Source organism: Enterobacter cloacae complex sp. 394F7, assembly GCF_057320385.1.
Map to the genome: position 1 here is coordinate 350,937 of NZ_JBXWCS010000001.1, position 16,617 is coordinate 367,553.

12 protein-coding genes and 1 riboswitch are annotated in these 16,617 nt (G+C 57.4%); of the genes, 3 read left to right on the plus strand and 9 right to left on the minus strand.

The window, feature by feature from the left end:
* Nucleotides 1–163 precede the first annotated feature (163 nt).
* Nucleotides 164–982 (plus strand): co-chaperone DjlA, encoded by an 819-nt coding sequence (djlA, locus tag AC2FAK_RS01765; protein WP_013095544.1) that lies wholly within the window; start codon nucleotides 164–166, stop codon nucleotides 980–982.
* A 33-nt stretch (nucleotides 983–1,015) separates the two neighbouring features.
* Here djlA and rluA read toward each other — a convergent pair whose 3' ends face one another.
* The 6 genes from rluA to araB all read right to left on the minus strand — a co-directional run bounded on the left by rluA (nucleotide 1,016) and on the right by araB (nucleotide 11,159).
* Nucleotides 1,016–1,675 carry a bifunctional tRNA pseudouridine(32) synthase/23S rRNA pseudouridine(746) synthase RluA gene (gene rluA, locus AC2FAK_RS01770; RefSeq protein ID WP_020688480.1) on the minus strand — a complete coding sequence of 220 codons (660 nt, stop codon included), beginning with the start codon at nucleotides 1,673–1,675 and terminating at the stop codon, nucleotides 1,016–1,018.
* Between the two features lie 12 nt (nucleotides 1,676–1,687).
* Nucleotides 1,688–4,594 carry an RNA polymerase-associated protein RapA gene (gene rapA, locus AC2FAK_RS01775; protein ID WP_095455363.1) on the minus strand — a complete coding sequence of 969 codons (2,907 nt, stop codon included), beginning with the start codon at nucleotides 4,592–4,594 and terminating at the stop codon, nucleotides 1,688–1,690.
* Nucleotides 4,595–4,722: 128 nt separating this feature from the next.
* Nucleotides 4,723–7,080 (minus strand): DNA polymerase II, encoded by a 2,358-nt coding sequence (gene polB, locus AC2FAK_RS01780; RefSeq protein ID WP_062934873.1) that lies wholly within the window; start codon nucleotides 7,078–7,080, stop codon nucleotides 4,723–4,725.
* 74 nt (nucleotides 7,081–7,154) lie between these two features.
* On the minus strand, nucleotides 7,155–7,850 hold the full coding sequence (araD, locus tag AC2FAK_RS01785; protein WP_038418669.1) for an L-ribulose-5-phosphate 4-epimerase: 696 nt from the start codon (nucleotides 7,848–7,850) through the stop codon (nucleotides 7,155–7,157).
* An 86-nt stretch (nucleotides 7,851–7,936) separates the two neighbouring features.
* Complete coding sequence (gene araA, locus AC2FAK_RS01790) at nucleotides 7,937–9,439, minus strand: L-arabinose isomerase (protein WP_095455362.1); 1,503 nt, start codon at nucleotides 9,437–9,439, stop codon at nucleotides 7,937–7,939.
* Nucleotides 9,440–9,449: 10 nt separating this feature from the next.
* Nucleotides 9,450–11,159, minus strand: a complete 1,710-nt coding sequence (araB, locus tag AC2FAK_RS01795; protein WP_023620027.1) for a ribulokinase — start codon at nucleotides 11,157–11,159, stop codon at nucleotides 9,450–9,452.
* 336 nt (nucleotides 11,160–11,495) lie between these two features.
* On the opposite strand from araB, the gene araC reads away from it, so the two are divergent.
* Together araC and AC2FAK_RS01805 are read left to right on the plus strand one after the other, a co-directional pair.
* A complete protein-coding gene (gene araC, locus AC2FAK_RS01800; RefSeq protein ID WP_013095551.1) occupies nucleotides 11,496–12,341 on the plus strand; it encodes an arabinose operon transcriptional regulator AraC in 846 nt (281 codons plus the stop codon).
* Between the two features lie 128 nt (nucleotides 12,342–12,469).
* The gene (locus tag AC2FAK_RS01805; RefSeq protein WP_095455361.1) at nucleotides 12,470–13,237 is read left to right on the plus strand and encodes a DedA family protein; all 768 of its coding nucleotides are present in this window, start codon (nucleotides 12,470–12,472) and stop codon (nucleotides 13,235–13,237) included.
* Here AC2FAK_RS01805 and thiQ read toward each other — a convergent pair.
* Genes thiQ through thiB form a run of 3 tightly spaced genes read right to left on the minus strand, consistent with a single transcriptional unit; the run spans nucleotide 13,227 to nucleotide 16,481 of the window.
* Nucleotides 13,227–13,928, minus strand: coding sequence for a thiamine ABC transporter ATP-binding protein ThiQ (gene thiQ / locus AC2FAK_RS01810; RefSeq protein WP_095455360.1), 702 nt, complete (start codon nucleotides 13,926–13,928; stop codon nucleotides 13,227–13,229). The genes AC2FAK_RS01805 and thiQ overlap by 11 nt on opposite strands.
* Nucleotides 13,912–15,522 carry a thiamine/thiamine pyrophosphate ABC transporter permease ThiP gene (gene thiP / locus AC2FAK_RS01815; RefSeq protein ID WP_095455359.1) on the minus strand — a complete coding sequence of 537 codons (1,611 nt, stop codon included), beginning with the start codon at nucleotides 15,520–15,522 and terminating at the stop codon, nucleotides 13,912–13,914. The genes thiQ and thiP overlap by 17 nt, the downstream gene beginning before the upstream one ends.
* On the minus strand, nucleotides 15,498–16,481 hold the full coding sequence (gene thiB, locus AC2FAK_RS01820; protein ID WP_020688488.1) for a thiamine ABC transporter substrate binding subunit: 984 nt from the start codon (nucleotides 16,479–16,481) through the stop codon (nucleotides 15,498–15,500). Before thiB ends, thiP begins: the two co-directional genes overlap by 25 nt.
* A 31-nt stretch (nucleotides 16,482–16,512) precedes the next feature.
* Nucleotides 16,513–16,613, minus strand: a riboswitch (TPP riboswitch).
* Nucleotides 16,614–16,617 lie beyond the last annotated feature (4 nt).

Genomic DNA, 16,617 nt, shown 5'->3' on the forward strand with positions numbered 1-16,617 from the left:
TACCAGCGTTAATCCTGCCCGTTTGCGTGCCAGAGTGTTAGGCTCGCTATCGAATGACGAGTATGATAATGCAAATTATAGGCGATGTCCCTCAATTGACCGTGGCTCGACCACTGTAATGATGGCGTTGCGTCGACAAGGGACATGACTATCCGGGGAGTATATGCAGTATTGGGGTAAAATTATCGGCGTTGCGTTCGCCATCATCATGGGTGCCGGGTTTTGGGGCATCGTACTTGGCCTGATTATTGGCCATATGTTCGATAAGGCACGCAGCCGCAAAATGGCGTGGTTCGCCAACCAGCGCGAGCGTCAGTCCCTCTTTTTCTCCACCACCTTTGAGGTGATGGGGCACTTAACCAAATCAAAAGGGCGGGTGACGGAAGCCGATATTCAGATTGCCAGCGTATTTATGGACCGCATGAATCTGCACGGGGAATCTCGTGTGGCGGCGCAAAATGCGTTTCGCATCGGTAAATCGGATAACTATCCGCTGCGCGAAAAAATGCGTCAGTTCCGCAGTATCTGTTTCGGCCGTTTTGATTTAATTCGGATGTTTCTGGAGATCCAGATTCAGGCGGCGTTTGCCGACGGGTCTCTTCATCCTAATGAACGCGATGTGTTATACGTGATTGCCGAAGAGCTGGGGATCTCCCGCATGCAGTTCGACCAGTTCCTGCGCATGATGCAGGGCGGCGCACACTTTGGCGGTGGCTATCAACAGCATCAATCCTCTGGCGGCGGCTGGCAGCAGGCGCAGCGAGGCCCGACGCTGGAAGACGCCTGTAACGTGCTTGGCGTGAAACCTTCGGATGATGCGACAACCATCAAGCGTGCCTATCGTAAGCTGATGAGTGAACATCACCCGGATAAACTGGTCGCGAAGGGCTTACCGCCAGAGATGATGGAGATGGCGAAGCAAAAAGCGCAGGAAATCCAGAAAGCGTACGAGCTGATAAAAGAGCAGAAAAATTTCAAATAAAAAAATGGCCCGACACAGTCGGGCCATTTTTTTTTAGAAGTCCACCGGGGCTTTAAACGTCATTGCGTTGCCAAACGCCGGGTGGGTGATGGTGAGCGTCTGGGCATGAAGCTGCAAACGCGGCGCTGAAGCCAGCGCCTCCGGGGGGGCGTAAAAACGGTCTCCCAGAATCGGGTGCCCCAGCGCGAGCATATGCACACGCAGCTGATGTGAACGCCCGGTAATGGGCTTAAGCAGCACGCGCGCGGTGTTATCCGGCGCGTACTCCAGCACTTCATACTCGGTTTGCGCGGCCTTGCCCGTCTCATAGCATACCTTCTGCTTTGGTCGATTTGGCCAGTCGCAAATCAGCGGCAGATCCACCAGCCCTTCCGCCTGCGCGGGATGGCCCCAGACGCGTGCGACATACTGCTTTTTCGGCTCACGCTCGCGGAACTGGCGTTTGAGTTCACGTTCAGCCGCTTTGTTCAGCGCCACCACAATCACGCCGCTGGTTGCCATGTCCAGGCGATGAACGGACTCCGCCTGGGGATAATCACGCTGAATACGTGTCATCACGCTGTCTTTGTGCTCATCCAGACGCCCCGGCACGGACAACAGGCCGCTTGGCTTGTTGACCACCATAATGTGCTCATCCTGATAAAGGATAACCAGCCACGGGTCTTGCGGCGGATTGTAAGGCTCCATCACCATCTTGTGCTCCGGTTACTGATGCGTCACAACGATAAGACGCAGGGCATCCAGACGCCAGCTTGCCTGATTCAGGCTTTCCAGCACCTGCTGACGGTTGCTCTCAATCGCGGTCAGTTCGTCATCACGGATGTTTGGGTTCACCGCTTTTAACGCTTCCAGACGAGACAGCTCTGCAGACAGTTTCTCATCGGCTTCCTCGCGTGCGGCATCAATCAGCGTCCTGGCCGCTTTTTCGATCTGCGTTTCACCCAACTGCAGAATGGCGTGCACGTCCTGTTGTACGGCGTTGACCAGTTTGCTGCCCGTGTGGCGGTTTACTGCGCTCAGCTGGCGGTTGAAACTCTCGAATTCAACCTGTGCAGCCAGGTTGGTGCCGTTTTTATCCAGCAGCAGACGCACTGGCGTTGGCGGCAGGAAGCGGGTGAGCTGCAGCTGTTTCGGCGCTTGCGCTTCCACAACATAGATCAGCTCAACCAGCAGCGTACCAACGGGTAATGCTTTGTTTTTCAACAAGGAAATCGTGCTGCTACCCGTGTCGCCGGAAAGGATCAGGTCGAGGCCGTTGCGGATCAACGGGTGTTCCCAGGTGATGAACTGCGCGTCTTCGCGAGACAGCGCCACGTCACGCTCAAAGGTGATGGTGCAACCATCCTCCGGCAGGCCCGGGAAATCCGGAACCAGCATATGATCGGATGGGGTCAGCACGATCATGTTCTCGCCGCGATCGTCCTGGTTAATCCCGACGATGTCGAACAGGTTCATGGCGAAGCTGATCAGGCTGGTGTCGTCATCCTGCTCTTCAATGCTTTCGGCAAGCGCCTGCGCTTTCTCGCCACCGTTGGAGTGGATTTCCAGCAGGCGGTCACGTCCCTGCTCCAGCTGCGCTTTCAGGGCCTCATGCTTTTCACGACAGGATTTGATCAGCTCATCAAAACCGTCCGTATTTTCCGGCGCTGCCAGGTAATCGATCAGATCCGTATGCACCTGATCGTAAATGGTGCGTCCCGTCGGACAGGTATGTTCGAACGCGTCCAGACCTTCGTGGAACCAGCGTACCAGCACCGACTGAGCGGTTTTTTCCAGGTAAGGGACGTGGATCTGAATATCATGCGCCTGACCGATACGGTCCAGACGGCCGATACGCTGTTCCAGCAGGTCGGGGTTGAACGGCAGATCGAACATCACCAGGTTGCTGGCGAACTGGAAGTTACGCCCTTCAGAACCGATTTCAGAGCACAACAGAACCTGTGCGCCGCTGTCTTCTTCACTGAACCAGGCCGCGGCGCGGTCACGCTCGACAATGGACATGCCCTCATGGAACACGGCGGCTCGAATACCTTCGCGCTCGCGCAGAACCTGCTCCAGCTGCAGCGCGGTGGCCGCCTTGGCGCAGATCACCAGCACTTTCTGTGAACGATGAGCCGTTAAGTAACCCATCAGCCATTCAACACGCGGGTCGAAGTTCCACCAGGTTCCGGTATCGCCTTCAAATTCCTGATAAATCTGCTCCGGGTAGAGCATGTCGCGCGCACGTTCTTCCTGGCTTTTGCGCGCCCCCATAATGCCGGAGACTTTTATTGCCGTCTGATACTGCGTCGGCAGCGGCAGCTTGATGGTATGCAGTTCGCGTTTCGGGAAGCCCTTCACGCCGTTACGGGTGTTACGGAACAGCACGCGGCTGGTGCCGTGGCGGTCCATCAGCATATCGATCAGCTCTTTACGCGCGGAACCCGCGTTGTCGCTGTCACTGTTGGCTGCCTGCAGCAGCGGCTCAATATCCTGTTCGCCAATCAGATCGCTCAGGGTGTTGAGTTCGTCATTCGAGAGGCGTTTGCCCGCCAGCAGCATGGCGACAGCATCGGCAACCGGGCGGTAATTATTCTGTTCTTCGACAAACTGCTCAAAGTCATGGAAGCGGTTTGGATCGAGCAGGCGCAGACGGGCGAAGTGGCTCTCCAGCCCCAGCTGCTCCGGCGTTGCGGTCAGCAGCAGGACGCCCGGCACGCGCTCGGCAAGCTGTTCAATCGCCATGTATTCACGGCTCGGTGCCTCTTCGCTCCAGACCAGGTGGTGCGCTTCGTCGACCACCAGCAGATCCCACTCTGCGTCGCACAGATGCTCAAGACGCTGCTTGCTGCGGCGCACGAAGTCCAGGGAGCAGATGACCAGCTGTTCGGTTTCAAACGGGTTGTCCGCGTCATGCTGGGCTTCGGCGTAGCGCTCGTCGTCAAACAGCGAGAAACGGAGGTTAAAGCGGCGCAGCATCTCAACCAGCCACTGATGTTGCAGCGTTTCCGGTACCACGATCAGCACGCGCTCGGCGGCGCCAGAGAGCAGCTGTTGATGCAGGATCATACCGGCTTCAATGGTTTTACCGAGGCCCACTTCGTCTGCCAGCAGTACGCGAGGCGCATGACGACGGCCAACGTCATGGGCGATATTCAGCTGATGAGGGATCAGGCTGGTGCGTTGACCACGCAGGCCGCTCCACGGCATGCGGTACTGTTCACTCTGGAATTTACGTGCGCGATAGCGCAGGGAGAAGCGATCCATACGGTCGATTTGCCCGGCAAACAGGCGATCCTGCGGCTTGCTGAAAACCAGTTTGCTGTCGAGCAGCACTTCACGCAGGATGACATTGCTCTCGTCAGTGTCGAGGCGAGTCCCAATGTAGGCGAGCAGACCATTCTCTTCTTTTACGTCTTCAACCTTTAGCTGCCAGCCGTCGTGGCTGGTCACGGTGTCACCTGGATTGAACATCACGCGGGTAACAGGGGAGTCATTGCGAGCGTACAGGCGGTTTTCACCGGTAGCAGGGAAAAGGAGGGTGACCATGCGTGCATCGACTGCAACCACGGTTCCCAATCCAAGTTCGCTTTCTGTATCGCTGATCCAGCGTTGACCAAGTGTAAAAGGCATATGTGTTCGGCTCTAATCTTTAATTGCAGGCAATAGTTCAACCACCGTCAAAAAAGACGGTCATCGAAAAATGGGTCCGGGAGTGGAAAGGGCGCTATGGTACTGGATGGCAGCGATTTCGTCACGTGTCAAAATAGGCCAAGCTGCCCTGTCACTAGTGTAGCAAAATCGTCGTCAATGAACGGCAAAATTCCATCCGCGACGGGCTGAAGCTGGCGCGTCAGGTAGTGGTCGTAGTCCAGCGCAGAGTGTTGATAATCCACGGGCTCTGGCCCGTTTGTCGTCCAGACATACTTGATGGTGCCCCGGTTCTGATACTGCGGGGCGCGCCCCCGACGGACGTTCTCTTCATCCGCCAGACGCGCGGCGCGGACGTGCGGCGGAACGTTACGCTGATACTCGGCCAGCGGGCGGCGCAGGCGTTTGCGATACACCAGCTGGTTGTCGAGCTCGCCGGCCATCAGGCTGGCTATCGTCTCGCGGACGTAGTCCTGATAAGGCTCATTACGAAAGATCCGCAAATAGAGCGTTTGCTGGAACTGCTGAGCCAGCGGAGTCCAGTCTGTGCGCACCGTCTCCAGCCCTTTAAACACCATGCGTTGCTTTTCACCTTCCTGAATCAGTCCGGCGTAGCGTTTCTTGCTGCCCTGATCGGTTCCACGGATAGTGGGCATTAAAAAGCGGCTGAAATGGGTTTCATACTCCAGCTCTAACGCACTGGTTAACCGCTCTTTTTGCAAATGCGCTTGCCACCAGTCGTTCACGAAGGCGACCAGCTGTTTGCCAATTCGCGCGGCTTCCTCTTCGGCGTGCGCGCCCTTCAACCAGACGAAGGTGGAGTCGGTATCGCCATAGATCACTTCATAGCCCTGGGATTCGATCAGCGCCTTTGTCTGGCGCATGATCTCATGCCCGCGCATGGTGATAGACGAGGCGAGACGCGGGTCGAAGAAGCGACAGGCGCTGGTGCCCAGCACACCGTAAAAGGCATTCATGATAATTTTCAGCGCCTGAGAAAGCGGCTTGTTGCCGTGGCGCTTGGCCTCGTCACGCCCGTGCCAGATCTGTCCCACGATCTCCGGCAGGCAGTGTTTCTCCCGTGAGAAACGCGCCCCCAGAAACCCGTCGGTGCTGTGCATATCGTCCGGTTGCGCCATCCCCTCTACCAGCCCCACCGGATCAATCAGAAAGGTGCGGATAATCGAGGGGTAGAGGCTTTTGTAGTCCAGTACCAGCACGGAGTCATACAGTCCCGGCCGGGAATCCATCACGTAGCCGCCAGGGCTTGCCTGCGGCGGCACGTCCCCCAGGTTTGGTGCGACGTAGCCTGCCCGGTGCATGCGGGGAAAGTACAGATGGCTGAATGCCGCCACGGAACCGCCGTGCCGATCAGCGGCAAGACCGTTCACTGTGGCGCGTTCCAGCAGAAAAGGCATGATCTCGGTTTTGTGGAAAATCTGCGTAACCAGCTCACAATCTTTCAGGTTATAGGTGGCAAGTGCCGGTTTGTCTTCGTTGAAGCGGCGGTCGATCTCATCCATTCGGTCCCACGGGTTATCAATGGATTTCCCTTCCCCCAGCAGCTCCTGCGCCACTGCCTCCAGCGAGAAGGAAGAGAAATTCCAGAATGCGGATTTCAGCGCCTCGATGCCGTCGATAATCAGGCGACCGTTGGCCTGTGCGAAGAAGACGCCGTTTTTGAAACCGTGCTCGCGCCATTCCAGTTCGCTATGACCCCGCCCAAGCATGAGCGGGATGCGGTAACGCTCGGCGTGTTTTTGCAGTACCCGCAGGTCGAACTGCACCACGTTCCAGCCGATCAGGACATCGGGATCGCGATCGGCAAACCACTGGTTCAGTTTCTCCAGCAGCTGCGGCCGGCTGTTGACGTACTCCAGCCGGAAGTCCAGCGCGGAGGCATCACCATTCGGTGGCCCGAGCATATAGACAACCCGGTCGCCGCAGCCTTCAAGACCAATACAGTACAGTTCACCGTGACGGGTGGTTTCGATATCCAGTGAGACCCATTTCAGCGGCGGACGGTAATGTGGGTTGGGCTTCAGACGGGCATTAATCAGCCCACCGTTGTGCGCCGTGCCATCAACCCAGACAGGGGCGGTAATAAACCGCTCCATCAAGAAACGTTCCGGGGGACGAATATCGGCCTCGTACAGGGTGACGCCCGCCTCGCGCAGCAGTTTTTCATAGCGCATCAGCTGGCGATGGGCGCGACAATAGAGACCGTAAACCGGCTGGCGATGGAAATCTTTCAGCTCAAGTGGCGTGATGCGCCAGTTGTTTTCACCGCGCAGTAGCTGCTTTGCTTTGTCGACGTGGGCTTCAGGAATAAATGCCACGGACTCCTGTGGCGGCAGGGTAACGCGCAGCGGGCCGTTGTCCGTCGCCAGCCAGAACTCCACCTCTGTTCCCTGAGGCGTATCCCGCCAGTGTCGGGTCAGTAAAAAACCTTCTTGCGCCTGCGTCACGCCGTTATCCCATAAAACAAAACCAGGCCTGATTATAGCCTGGTTAGCGGTTTTATGCTGGGTTTATATACAGTTTATTGCCCGTAATAGGCTTTTGCACCGTGCTTGCGCAGGTAGTGTTTGTCCAGCAGCGTCTGTTGCATATCCGGCAACTCTGGTGCCAGTTGACGACAGAAGATGCCCATATAGGCCACCTCTTCCAGCACAATCGCGTTATGCACTGCATCCTCCGCATTTTTGCCCCACGCAAACGGGCCGTGAGAATGCACCAGCACCCCAGGCATCTGTGCTGCGTCGATTCCCTGTTTTTCAAAGGTTTCGACAATCACATTGCCGGTTTCCCACTCGTACTCACCGTTGATTTCCGCATCGGTCATCAGGCGGGTGCACGGGATGGTGCCGTAAAAGTAGTCTGCGTGCGTGGTACCGGTAGCCGGAATGGACTGGCCTGCCTGCGCCCAGATAGTCGCATGACGCGAGTGGGTATGCACAATGCCGCCGATGGTCGGAAATGCCTGATACAGCAGGCGATGGGTGGGGGTATCGGAGGAGGGTTTTTTCTTCCCTTCCACCACTTCACCGGTTGCAATGCTGACCACAACCATATCGTCAGCGGTCATCACCGTATAATCCACGCCGGAAGGCTTGATGACGAACACCCCTTTTTCGCGGTCAACGGCGCTGACGTTGCCCCAGGTCAGGGTCACCAGATTATGTTTAGGCAGCGCCAGGTTGGCTTCGAGTACCTGGCGTTTGAGATCTTCTAGCATTGTTGTCTCCCGCCGGATGGCGCTTCGCTTATCTGGCCTACACAATCGTAGGCCCGGTAAACGCAGTGCCACCGGGCACGTCGTACTTAACGTTTCGAACCGTAATAGACTTCATTCCAGCGCAGCGCGTCTTTAAACGCGGGCAGGCGGGTATCGTTATCGATCACGGTCAGTTCGATGTCGTGCAGTTCAGTGAACTGACGCATATCGTTGAGATCCAGGGCGTGACTGAAGACGGTATGGTGCGCGCCACCGGCGACGATCCAGGCTTCGGAGGCGGTTGGCAGATCGGGCTGCGCTTTCCACAGGGCGTTGGCGACCGGCAGTTTTGGCAGCGCGTGTGGCGTTTCAACCGCATCCACACAGTTCACCAGCAGGCGGAAACGATCGCCCAGGTCGATCAGGCTGGCGTTGATGGCCGGGCCGGTACGGGTGTTGAAGATCAAACGTGCCGGATCCGCTTTACCGCCAATGCCGAGGTGCTGCACGTCGAGGATCGGTTTCTCTTCAACGGCAATGGACGGGCACACTTCCAGCATGTGTGAACCGAGTACCAGGTCGTTGCCATTTTCGAAGTGGTAGGTGTAGTCCTCCATAAAGGAGGTGCCGCCCTGCAGACCGGTTGACATCACTTTCATGATGCGAAGCAGAGCGGCAGTTTTCCAGTCGCCTTCGCCCGCGAAGCCGTAGCCCTGCTGCATCAGACGTTGTACTGCCAGACCCGGCAGTTGTTTCAGACCATGGAGATCTTCAAATGTCGTGGTAAAGGCGTGGAAGCCACCCTGTTCCAGGAAGCGTTTCATCCCCAGTTCAATGCGCGCCGCGTCCAGCACGTTCTGGCGTTTGTCACCCTTCACCTGCGCCGCTGCAGTGAGGCGGTAGCTGCTTTCGTATTCGTCAACCAGCGCGCTCACGTCGCCATCGCCGATCTCATTGACGACCTGCACCAGGTCACCCACGGCCCAGGTGTTCACGGAAAAACCAAACTTGATCTGCGCGGCAACTTTATCACCGTCGGTGACTGCCACTTCACGCATGTTGTCGCCAAATCGCACCACTTTCAGATGGCGGGTATCCTGTTTGGAAACGGCCTGACGCATCCAGGAGCCGATGCGTTTCTGCGCATGTTGATCCTGCCAGTGTCCGGTCACTACGGCGTGCTGCTGACGCATACGGGCGCCGATGAAGCCGAACTCACGGCCGCCGTGCGCGGTCTGGTTCAGGTTCATAAAGTCCATATCAATGCTGTCCCATGGCAGGGAGGCGTTGAACTGGGTATGGAATTGCAGCAGCGGTTTGTTGAGGATAGACAGACCGTTGATCCACATTTTGGCGGGTGAGAAGGTGTGCAGCCACACCACCAGACCCGCGCATTTATCGTCGTAGTTCGCGTCACGGCAGATATGGGTGATCTCATCCGGCGTCGTGCCCAGCGGCTTCAGCACCAGTTTGCATGGCAGTTTGGCCTCAGCATTCAGCGCGTTCACGACGTGTTCCGCATGTTTCGTCACCTGTTGCAACGCTTGCGGTCCGTACAAATGCTGGCTGCCAATCACAAACCACACTTCATAATTATCAAAAATGGTCATCGTCGTGTCCTTAATGGGTCAGGGTTGCCGTCGTATCCGCGGTGTGTTTTGACGGGGCGGCGACAGGGAGATAGTGAAGTTCGGCGCTTTTTGCCCATTGCTGGTAGCGCTGATAAAGCTGTTCAAAGCGTTGCGCCTGTTGAGCACGCGGCTGAAGGGTATTTTCGACCGCGCTTGCCATATGCTGCTGTGCAGTCGGGATATCGGCGTGTACGCCCGCGGCAACGGCGGCGAAAATGGCCGCACCCAGCGCGCAGCATTGATCGGACGCGACAATCTGCAGCGGACGGTTCAGCACGTCGCAGCAGGCCTGCATGATCACCGGGTTTTTACGGGCGATACCGCCCAGCGCCATGACGTTATTGACGTCGATGCCCTGTTCGGTGAAGCACTCCATAATCGCGCGGGCACCAAAGGCGGTGGCTGCAATCAGGCCGCCAAACAGGGCCGGGGCATCGGTCGCCAGATTGAGATCGGTGATAACGCCTTTAAGACGCTGGTTGGCAAATGGCGTACGGCGGCCGTTGAACCAGTCGAGCACCACCGGCAGGTGTTCAAGAGACGGATTTTTCGCCCACGCGGCGGTGAGCTGGGGCAGCAGCTGTTTCTTACTCTCGGCAATCTGGGTTTTCAGTTCCGGGTGCGCGGTCGCCAGCTGGTCCAGCGGCCAGCCCAGTACCCGACCAAACCAGGCGTAAATATCGCCAAACGCAGACTGCCCGGCTTCCAGACCGATAAAGTCCGGCACCACGCTGCCGTCGACCTGTCCGCAGATACCTTTCACTGCGCGGTCACCGACGCTGGCCTTATCCGCCGTCAGGATGTCGCAGGTGGAGGTGCCGATCACTTTCACCAGCGTATTGGGTTGGGCGCCAGCGCCCACCGCGCCCATATGGCAGTCAAACGCACCGCCGGAGATTGCCACGTTTTGCGGCAGGCCCAGGCGTGTTGCCCACTCTTCACAGAGCGTGCCCACCGGAATATCGGCGGTAAAGGTGTCGGTAAAGAGCGGGTACTTCAGGCTCTTGTTGATAATCGGATCGAGTTCATCGAAGAAGGCTGCCGGTGGCAGACCGCCCCAGCTTTCATGCCATAGGGATTTATGCCCGGCGCTGCAGCGGCCGCGGCGAATATCCTGCGGGCGGGTGGTACCCGAGAGCAGGGCAGGAACCCAGTCACACAGTTCAATCCACGATGCGGCTGCCTGTGCAACCGCTGCGTCAGCGCGGGTGACATGCAGGATCTTGGCCCAGAACCATTCACTGGAATAAATTCCGCCGATGTAGCGCGAATAGTCGGTTTTGCCCGGCTGGTGGCACAACCGGGTGATGGCTTCGGCCTCTTCGACGGCGGTATGGTCTTTCCACAGCACAAACATGGCGTTCGGGTTGTCGGCGAACTCAGGACGCAGCGCCAGCACCCGGCCTTCCGCATCCACTGGTGCGGGGGTAGAACCGGTGCTGTCTACGCCGATCCCAACCACCTCTGCACGCTGGGCGTCAGTCAGTTCTGCCAGCACGGTTTTGATTGCCGCTTCCATCGACTCGATGTAGTCGCGTGGATGGTGACGGAACTGGTTGTTTGGCGCATCGCAGTAGCGCCCCTCTTGCCAGCGTGGGTACCACTCAACGCTGGTTGCTATCTCCTGGCCGGACGTACAGTCCACTGCCAGGGCGCGAACCGAGTCGCTGCCAAAATCGAGGCCAATCGCAATTGCCATGGTGTTGCTCCATCAGAAAACAGGTATGAGAGAACATTAGAGACTGGGGGCGAAAATCGTCAGGCAGGATCCGCTAATCTTATGGACTAAATTGCTGTTGAGATGGAAAGTGTGACGCCGTGCAAATATTCAATGTGGACATTTCTGCCGCACTTATAGACACTTTTGTTACTGCTTATCTGCCCACTCTGGCGGAGAAATCAGGGGGAAAGGCTGAAACATGGCGGACGTAAAAGAGACGTGATGCTTTTTGGATCTCGTCGCAGGCCATTTTTATACGGCTTTTAACGATATGGACAATTGGTTTCCTTCAGTACCGTTGGGAGAACTGAATCTATGGCCGAAACGCAAAACGATCCCTTACTGCCGGGTTATTCGTTTAACGCCCACCTGGTGGCGGGGCTGACCCCTATCGAGGCTGAGGGATATCTCGATTTTTACGTTGACCGTCCGCTTGGGATGAAAGGGTACATTCTGAACCTGACCGTGCGTGGGGAAGGGATAATCAAAAACAACGATCAGCAGTTCGTCTGTCGTCCCGGCGATATGCTGCTGTTTCCACCTGGCGAGATCCACCATTACGGGCGTCATCCGGATGCCAAAGAGTGGTATCACCAGTGGGTCTACTTCCGCCCCCGCGCCTACTGGCAGGAGTGGCTTTCGTGGCCAGCCATTTTTGCGCACACCGGTTTTTACCGCCCGGACGACGCTCATCTGGCCCAGTTCCGCGAGCTGTTTGCCCAGATCATAGAGGCAGGGCAGGCCGGTGGGCGCTACGCTGAGCTGCTGGCGATTAATTTGCTTGAACAGGTGTTACTGCGCCGGATGGAGGCGATTAACGCGTCGCTTAATCCGCCGCTGGATAACCGTGTGCGTGATGCCTGCCAGTACATCAGCGACCACCTGGCCGACAGCCAGTTTGATATCGCCAGCGTGGCCCAGCATGTCTGCCTGTCGCCGTCGCGGCTGTCGCATCTGTTCCGGCAGCAGTTGGGTGTCAGCGTGCTGAGCTGGCGCGAAGATCAGCGCATCAGCCAGGCGAAACTGCTGCTCAGCACCACCCGGATGCCCATTGCCACCGTCGGGCGCAATGTGGGCTTTGAAGATCAGCTCTATTTTTCCCGCGTATTTAAAAAATGCACTGGCGCCAGCCCCAGTGAATTCCGGGCGGGATGTGAATAAACGGTAAAAAAAGATAAACAAGCAGGTGAACAACGGAAGCAACCTGTAAACTATTCAGACAATTGTTGTCTTGACGCGGTGCAGGGCGCTAAGCAGAATCCCTGATTCGTTTTCTGACCGGAATAGTTATGCAGGCATTGCTGGAACATTTTATTACCCAGTCGGTTATGTATTCGCTTATCGCCGTTGCGCTGGTGGCGTTTCTGGAATCGCTGGCGCTGGTTGGGCTGATCCTGCCTGGTACGGTGATGATGGCGGCGTTGGGCGCGTTGATTGGCAGCGGTGAGGTCAATTTCTGGCAGGCATGGCTGGCCGGTATGATCGGCTGCTTACTGGGCGACTGGATCTCCTTCTGGCTGGGCTGGCGTTTCAAGAAACCGCTGCACCGCTGGTCATTCATGAAGAAGAACAAAGCGTTGCTGGATAAAACCGAGCATGCACTGCATCAGCACAGCATGTTTACGATCCTCGTCGGACGCTTTGTCGGGCCAACGCGTCCGCTGGTGCCGATGGTCGCCGGGATGCTGGAGCTGCCCGTCGCAAAATTCGTTTTGCCGAACATTATCGGCTGCGTCTTCTGGCCGCCGTTCTACTTCCTGCCGGGGATCCTGGCGGGGGCGGCAATTGATATTCCTGACGATGTGCAGAGCGGTGGCTTTAAATGGTTATTGCTGGCAACAGCGCTGCTGTTATGGCTCGCTGCATGGTTGTGCTGGCGGCTATGGCGCAGCGCGAAAGCGAATGTCGATCATCTGACGCGCTATCTGCCTCGTTCGCGCTTGCTGTGGCTGGCGCCGCTGACGCTGGGCGTTGCCGTCGTGGCGCTGATCGCGCTGATTCGCCATCCGCTGATGCCGGTGTACGGTGAGATCCTGTTGAAGGTGGTCAGCCGTTAAGGATCCCCAGCAGGTGCGACGCGCTTGCTTTGCCACTCATCAACACTTCGGTTTCACCCTCCCACACGATCCGACCCTCCGCGATCACCACCGATCGCGGGGCGATGCGTGCGGCATCTTCAATACTGTGTGACACCATCAGCATCGTCAGTTGCTGACGCTGGCAGACCTCCTGTACCAGGGCGAGCATCTCCTGGCGCAGCGCGGGATCGAGTGCAGAGAAGGGCTCATCCAGCAGCAGTATCGGCTGCTCGCGAACCAGACAGCGAGCCAGCGCCACGCGCTGACGTTGTCCGCCAGAGAGCTCTCCGGGGAGTCGGTCAATAAACGTGGTAATGCCCATCTGCCCGGCAATATGCTCCAGCTTCTGGCGCTGTGCGTCGTTCAGTTTCAGCCCCGGATCCATACCCAGCGCGATGTTTTGCCGCACCGTCAGATGGGTGAACAGGTTATTTTCCTGGAACAGCATCGAGACCGGACGCCTGGCGGGCGGGGTGTAGGTATGGTCGTTGTTTTCAATCATTATCGACCCGCTTGCCGGTTGCAGAAAACCGGCAATCAGATTGAGTAAGGTACTTTTCCCTGCCCCGCTTGGGCCAAGCACGGCAATCATCTCACCCGGGCGTACCGACAGGCTGAACCGCATAGGCAGGTGTTGGTAGAGCCAGGTGACATCAGTCAGTTTTAACATTGCGCCCCGGAAGTTTTTCGATAACGGTAAATAAGGCAAAGCACAGCAACAGCAGCAACAGCGCCGTGACGGCCCCCTCCTGGCTGCGATAGGAGCCGATCTGCTGATACAACCAGTATGGCAGCGTGCGGAAATCTTCATTGCCGAAGAGCGCCACCACACCAAAATCTCCAATGGAGAGCACACAAGCGAAGGCCAGCGCCTGAGCAAGCGGGCGTTTCAGCGCTCGCAGTTCAACCACCTTTAACCGGCGCCAGCCCTGTATACCAAGCGACTGACACAGCAAAGCGTAACGGCTATTGACGTCGCGCATGGGGTTTTCCAGCACCTTCAGCGCATAGGGAATGGCCATCAGGGCGTTGGTAAAAATCACAATTCCGTCGGCGCTTTCCGGCAGACCAACCGTACTGTTGAACAATAAAAAGAAGCCGGTTGCCAGGACGATGCCCGGCATTGCGAGGATTAACATCCCCGTCAGCTCCAGCGCTTGTCCGGCTTTGCGCGCCTGGCGCGCATATAGTTCGCGACTGCTCCACAGCAGCATCATGGTCAGCATGACGCACAATAGCCCGGCAGCCAGTGCGATGCGCAAGGATGTCCAGGTCGCCTGCCAGAGGACGGGCTGTTGCAACACGGAGACGAGGTTAAGGTTAATGCCATCGACGATGACGGCCATCAGCGGCGGCAGCAGCAGCAGCAGGGCCAGTACGATCAACATCACATCCGCGATTCGGCTGTGCAGGCTGTCCTGAGGATCGCGCCAGCCTGTAATCTGATGACTGCCCGGTGGAATGGCTTTGCTCAGACGCTGACTCAGCAGGACCAGCACAAGACAGCACAGCATCTGTACCAGAGCCAGAAGCGCAGCGCGGCCGGGGTCGTAGTCGTAACTCAGCGCCTGGTAAATCGCCAGTTCGATGGTGGTCGCCTGTGGTCCACCACCAAGAGAAAGCACGGTGGCGAAACTGGCAAAACAGAGCATGAAGATCAGCGCCGCAACCGGAGGGATTTGACGGCGCAGCCACGGCCATTCGACAAAGCGGAAGAATGACCAGCCGCGCATACCCAGCTGTGCCGCAAGCTGACGCTGCTCGCCGGGGATAGCCTCCAGCGCCTGTAAAAAAAGCCGGGTCGCCATGGGCATGTTGAAAAAGATGTGCGCCAGCAGAATACCTTTGAGTCCGTAAGGGGAGAAGGTCCACTCCAGACCAAGCAGGTTAAAGAGGGCGGCCAGCCAGCCCTGACGACCATACACGCTCAGGATCCCAAATACCGCCACCAGGACGGGCAGGATCAGCGTCATGGCGCACAGTCTCAACAGCGCCTCCCTGCCGGGGAAGCGTCTGCGGTAGAGCGCCCGCGCGAGAAAAATGGCCGGGATCACCGACAGCAGGGCAGAGAGAAACGCCTGCCAGAAAGAGAACCGGATGACGTGCCAGAGATAGCTGTCGTGCCAGAGAGAGCTCAGATCACTCTCCGGCGCGTTAAACCACAATGCCAGAAAAGCACCCAGACTGACCGCCACCATCACTACAGCGGCGAGCAGTCCGGGAAATAACCAACCGGGAATTAGCGGCTGACGGCGCGTTGCCATTCACTTACCCATGCTGCTCGCTGCGCGGCGACCTGCTGCGGCGTAAACTCCAGCGAGGTTTGCGGTTTGGTCAGTTGCTCAAAGCCAGCAGGTAGCGTCACGTTGGTCACCGGATACATCCAGTTACCCGTTGGGATCGCATTCTGGAACGCCGGGGAGACCATGAATTTCAGGAACTTCTCGGCCAGTTCCGGCTGCTTGCTGGCGGCAGTGCGGGCAGCCACTTCCACCTGCAGATAATGACCTTCAGCGAAATCAGCGGCGGCGTAATTGTCTTTCTTCTCGGCGATAATGTGATAAGCCGGGGAGGTGGTGTAGCTCAGCACCAGGTCGCTCTCCCCTTTCAGGAACAGGCCATAGGCTTCGCTCCAGCCTTTGGTGACGGTCACGGTTTTGGCGGCCAGCTTCTGCCACGCTTCCGGCGTTTTATCACCGTATACCTTCTGCATCCACAGCAGCAGGCCCAGACCTGGCGTGCTGGTGCGCGGATCTTCATAAATCACGCGCCATTTCTGGTCGCTTTCCACCAGCTCCTTCAGGCTTTTCGGCGGGTTCTTCAGCTTGTTTTTGTCATAAACAAACGCAAAATATCCGTAATCGAACGGCACAAAGGTGTCGTTTTTCCAGCCGCCCGGCACGTTAACCGCATCTGTCGCTACGCCGCTTTTGGCGAAAAGTTTCGTTTGCGAGGCCGCATCCAGCAGGTTGTTATCCAGGCCGAGTACCACGTCGGCCTTGCTGTTTTTACCTTCCATACGCAGACGGTTAAGCAGCGAGACGCCATCTTCCAGCGCCACGAATTTCAGTTCGCAGTTGCAGTCGGCTTCAAAGGCTTTTTTGACGACCGGGCCTGGGCCCCAGTCGGCTGAAAAGGAGTCGTAGGTGTAGACCGTCAGGACGGGTTTTGCGAAAGCAGGTAGCGCAAACAGCGCCAGCAGGGGAAGCACTTTTTTTAACACTTTGCACCTCAAGGTTGAGTGGCAAAGGATTTTGAGCGACAGCCTCAAATCCCTTCGCCGGCGTTATCCGGATCAGGTTCGACGGGTATTATCTCAGCGCACATCAGTGATGCAGCACCCCGTTGAGAACGGCGGT

What these genes read in the sequence shown, in the direction of transcription:
- araB (WP_023620027.1), bottom strand. Translation starts at nt 11,159, where the DNA reads ATGGCAATTGCGATTGGCCTCGATTTTGGCAGCGACTCGGTTCGCGCC.
- rluA (WP_020688480.1), bottom strand. Translation starts at nt 1,675, where the DNA reads ATGGTGATGGAGCCTTACAATCCGCCGCAAGACCCGTGGCTGGTTATC.
- rapA (WP_095455363.1), bottom strand. Translation starts at nt 4,594, where the DNA reads ATGCCTTTTACACTTGGTCAACGCTGGATCAGCGATACAGAAAGCGAA.
- djlA (WP_013095544.1), top strand. Translation starts at nt 164, where the DNA reads ATGCAGTATTGGGGTAAAATTATCGGCGTTGCGTTCGCCATCATCATG.
- araD (WP_038418669.1), bottom strand. Translation starts at nt 7,850, where the DNA reads ATGCTAGAAGATCTCAAACGCCAGGTACTCGAAGCCAACCTGGCGCTG.
- thiQ (WP_095455360.1), bottom strand. Translation starts at nt 13,928, where the DNA reads ATGTTAAAACTGACTGATGTCACCTGGCTCTACCAACACCTGCCTATG.
- araA (WP_095455362.1), bottom strand. Translation starts at nt 9,439, where the DNA reads ATGACCATTTTTGATAATTATGAAGTGTGGTTTGTGATTGGCAGCCAG.
- AC2FAK_RS01805 (WP_095455361.1), top strand. Translation starts at nt 12,470, where the DNA reads ATGCAGGCATTGCTGGAACATTTTATTACCCAGTCGGTTATGTATTCG.
- araC (WP_013095551.1), top strand. Translation starts at nt 11,496, where the DNA reads ATGGCCGAAACGCAAAACGATCCCTTACTGCCGGGTTATTCGTTTAAC.
- thiP (WP_095455359.1), bottom strand. Translation starts at nt 15,522, where the DNA reads ATGGCAACGCGCCGTCAGCCGCTAATTCCCGGTTGGTTATTTCCCGGA.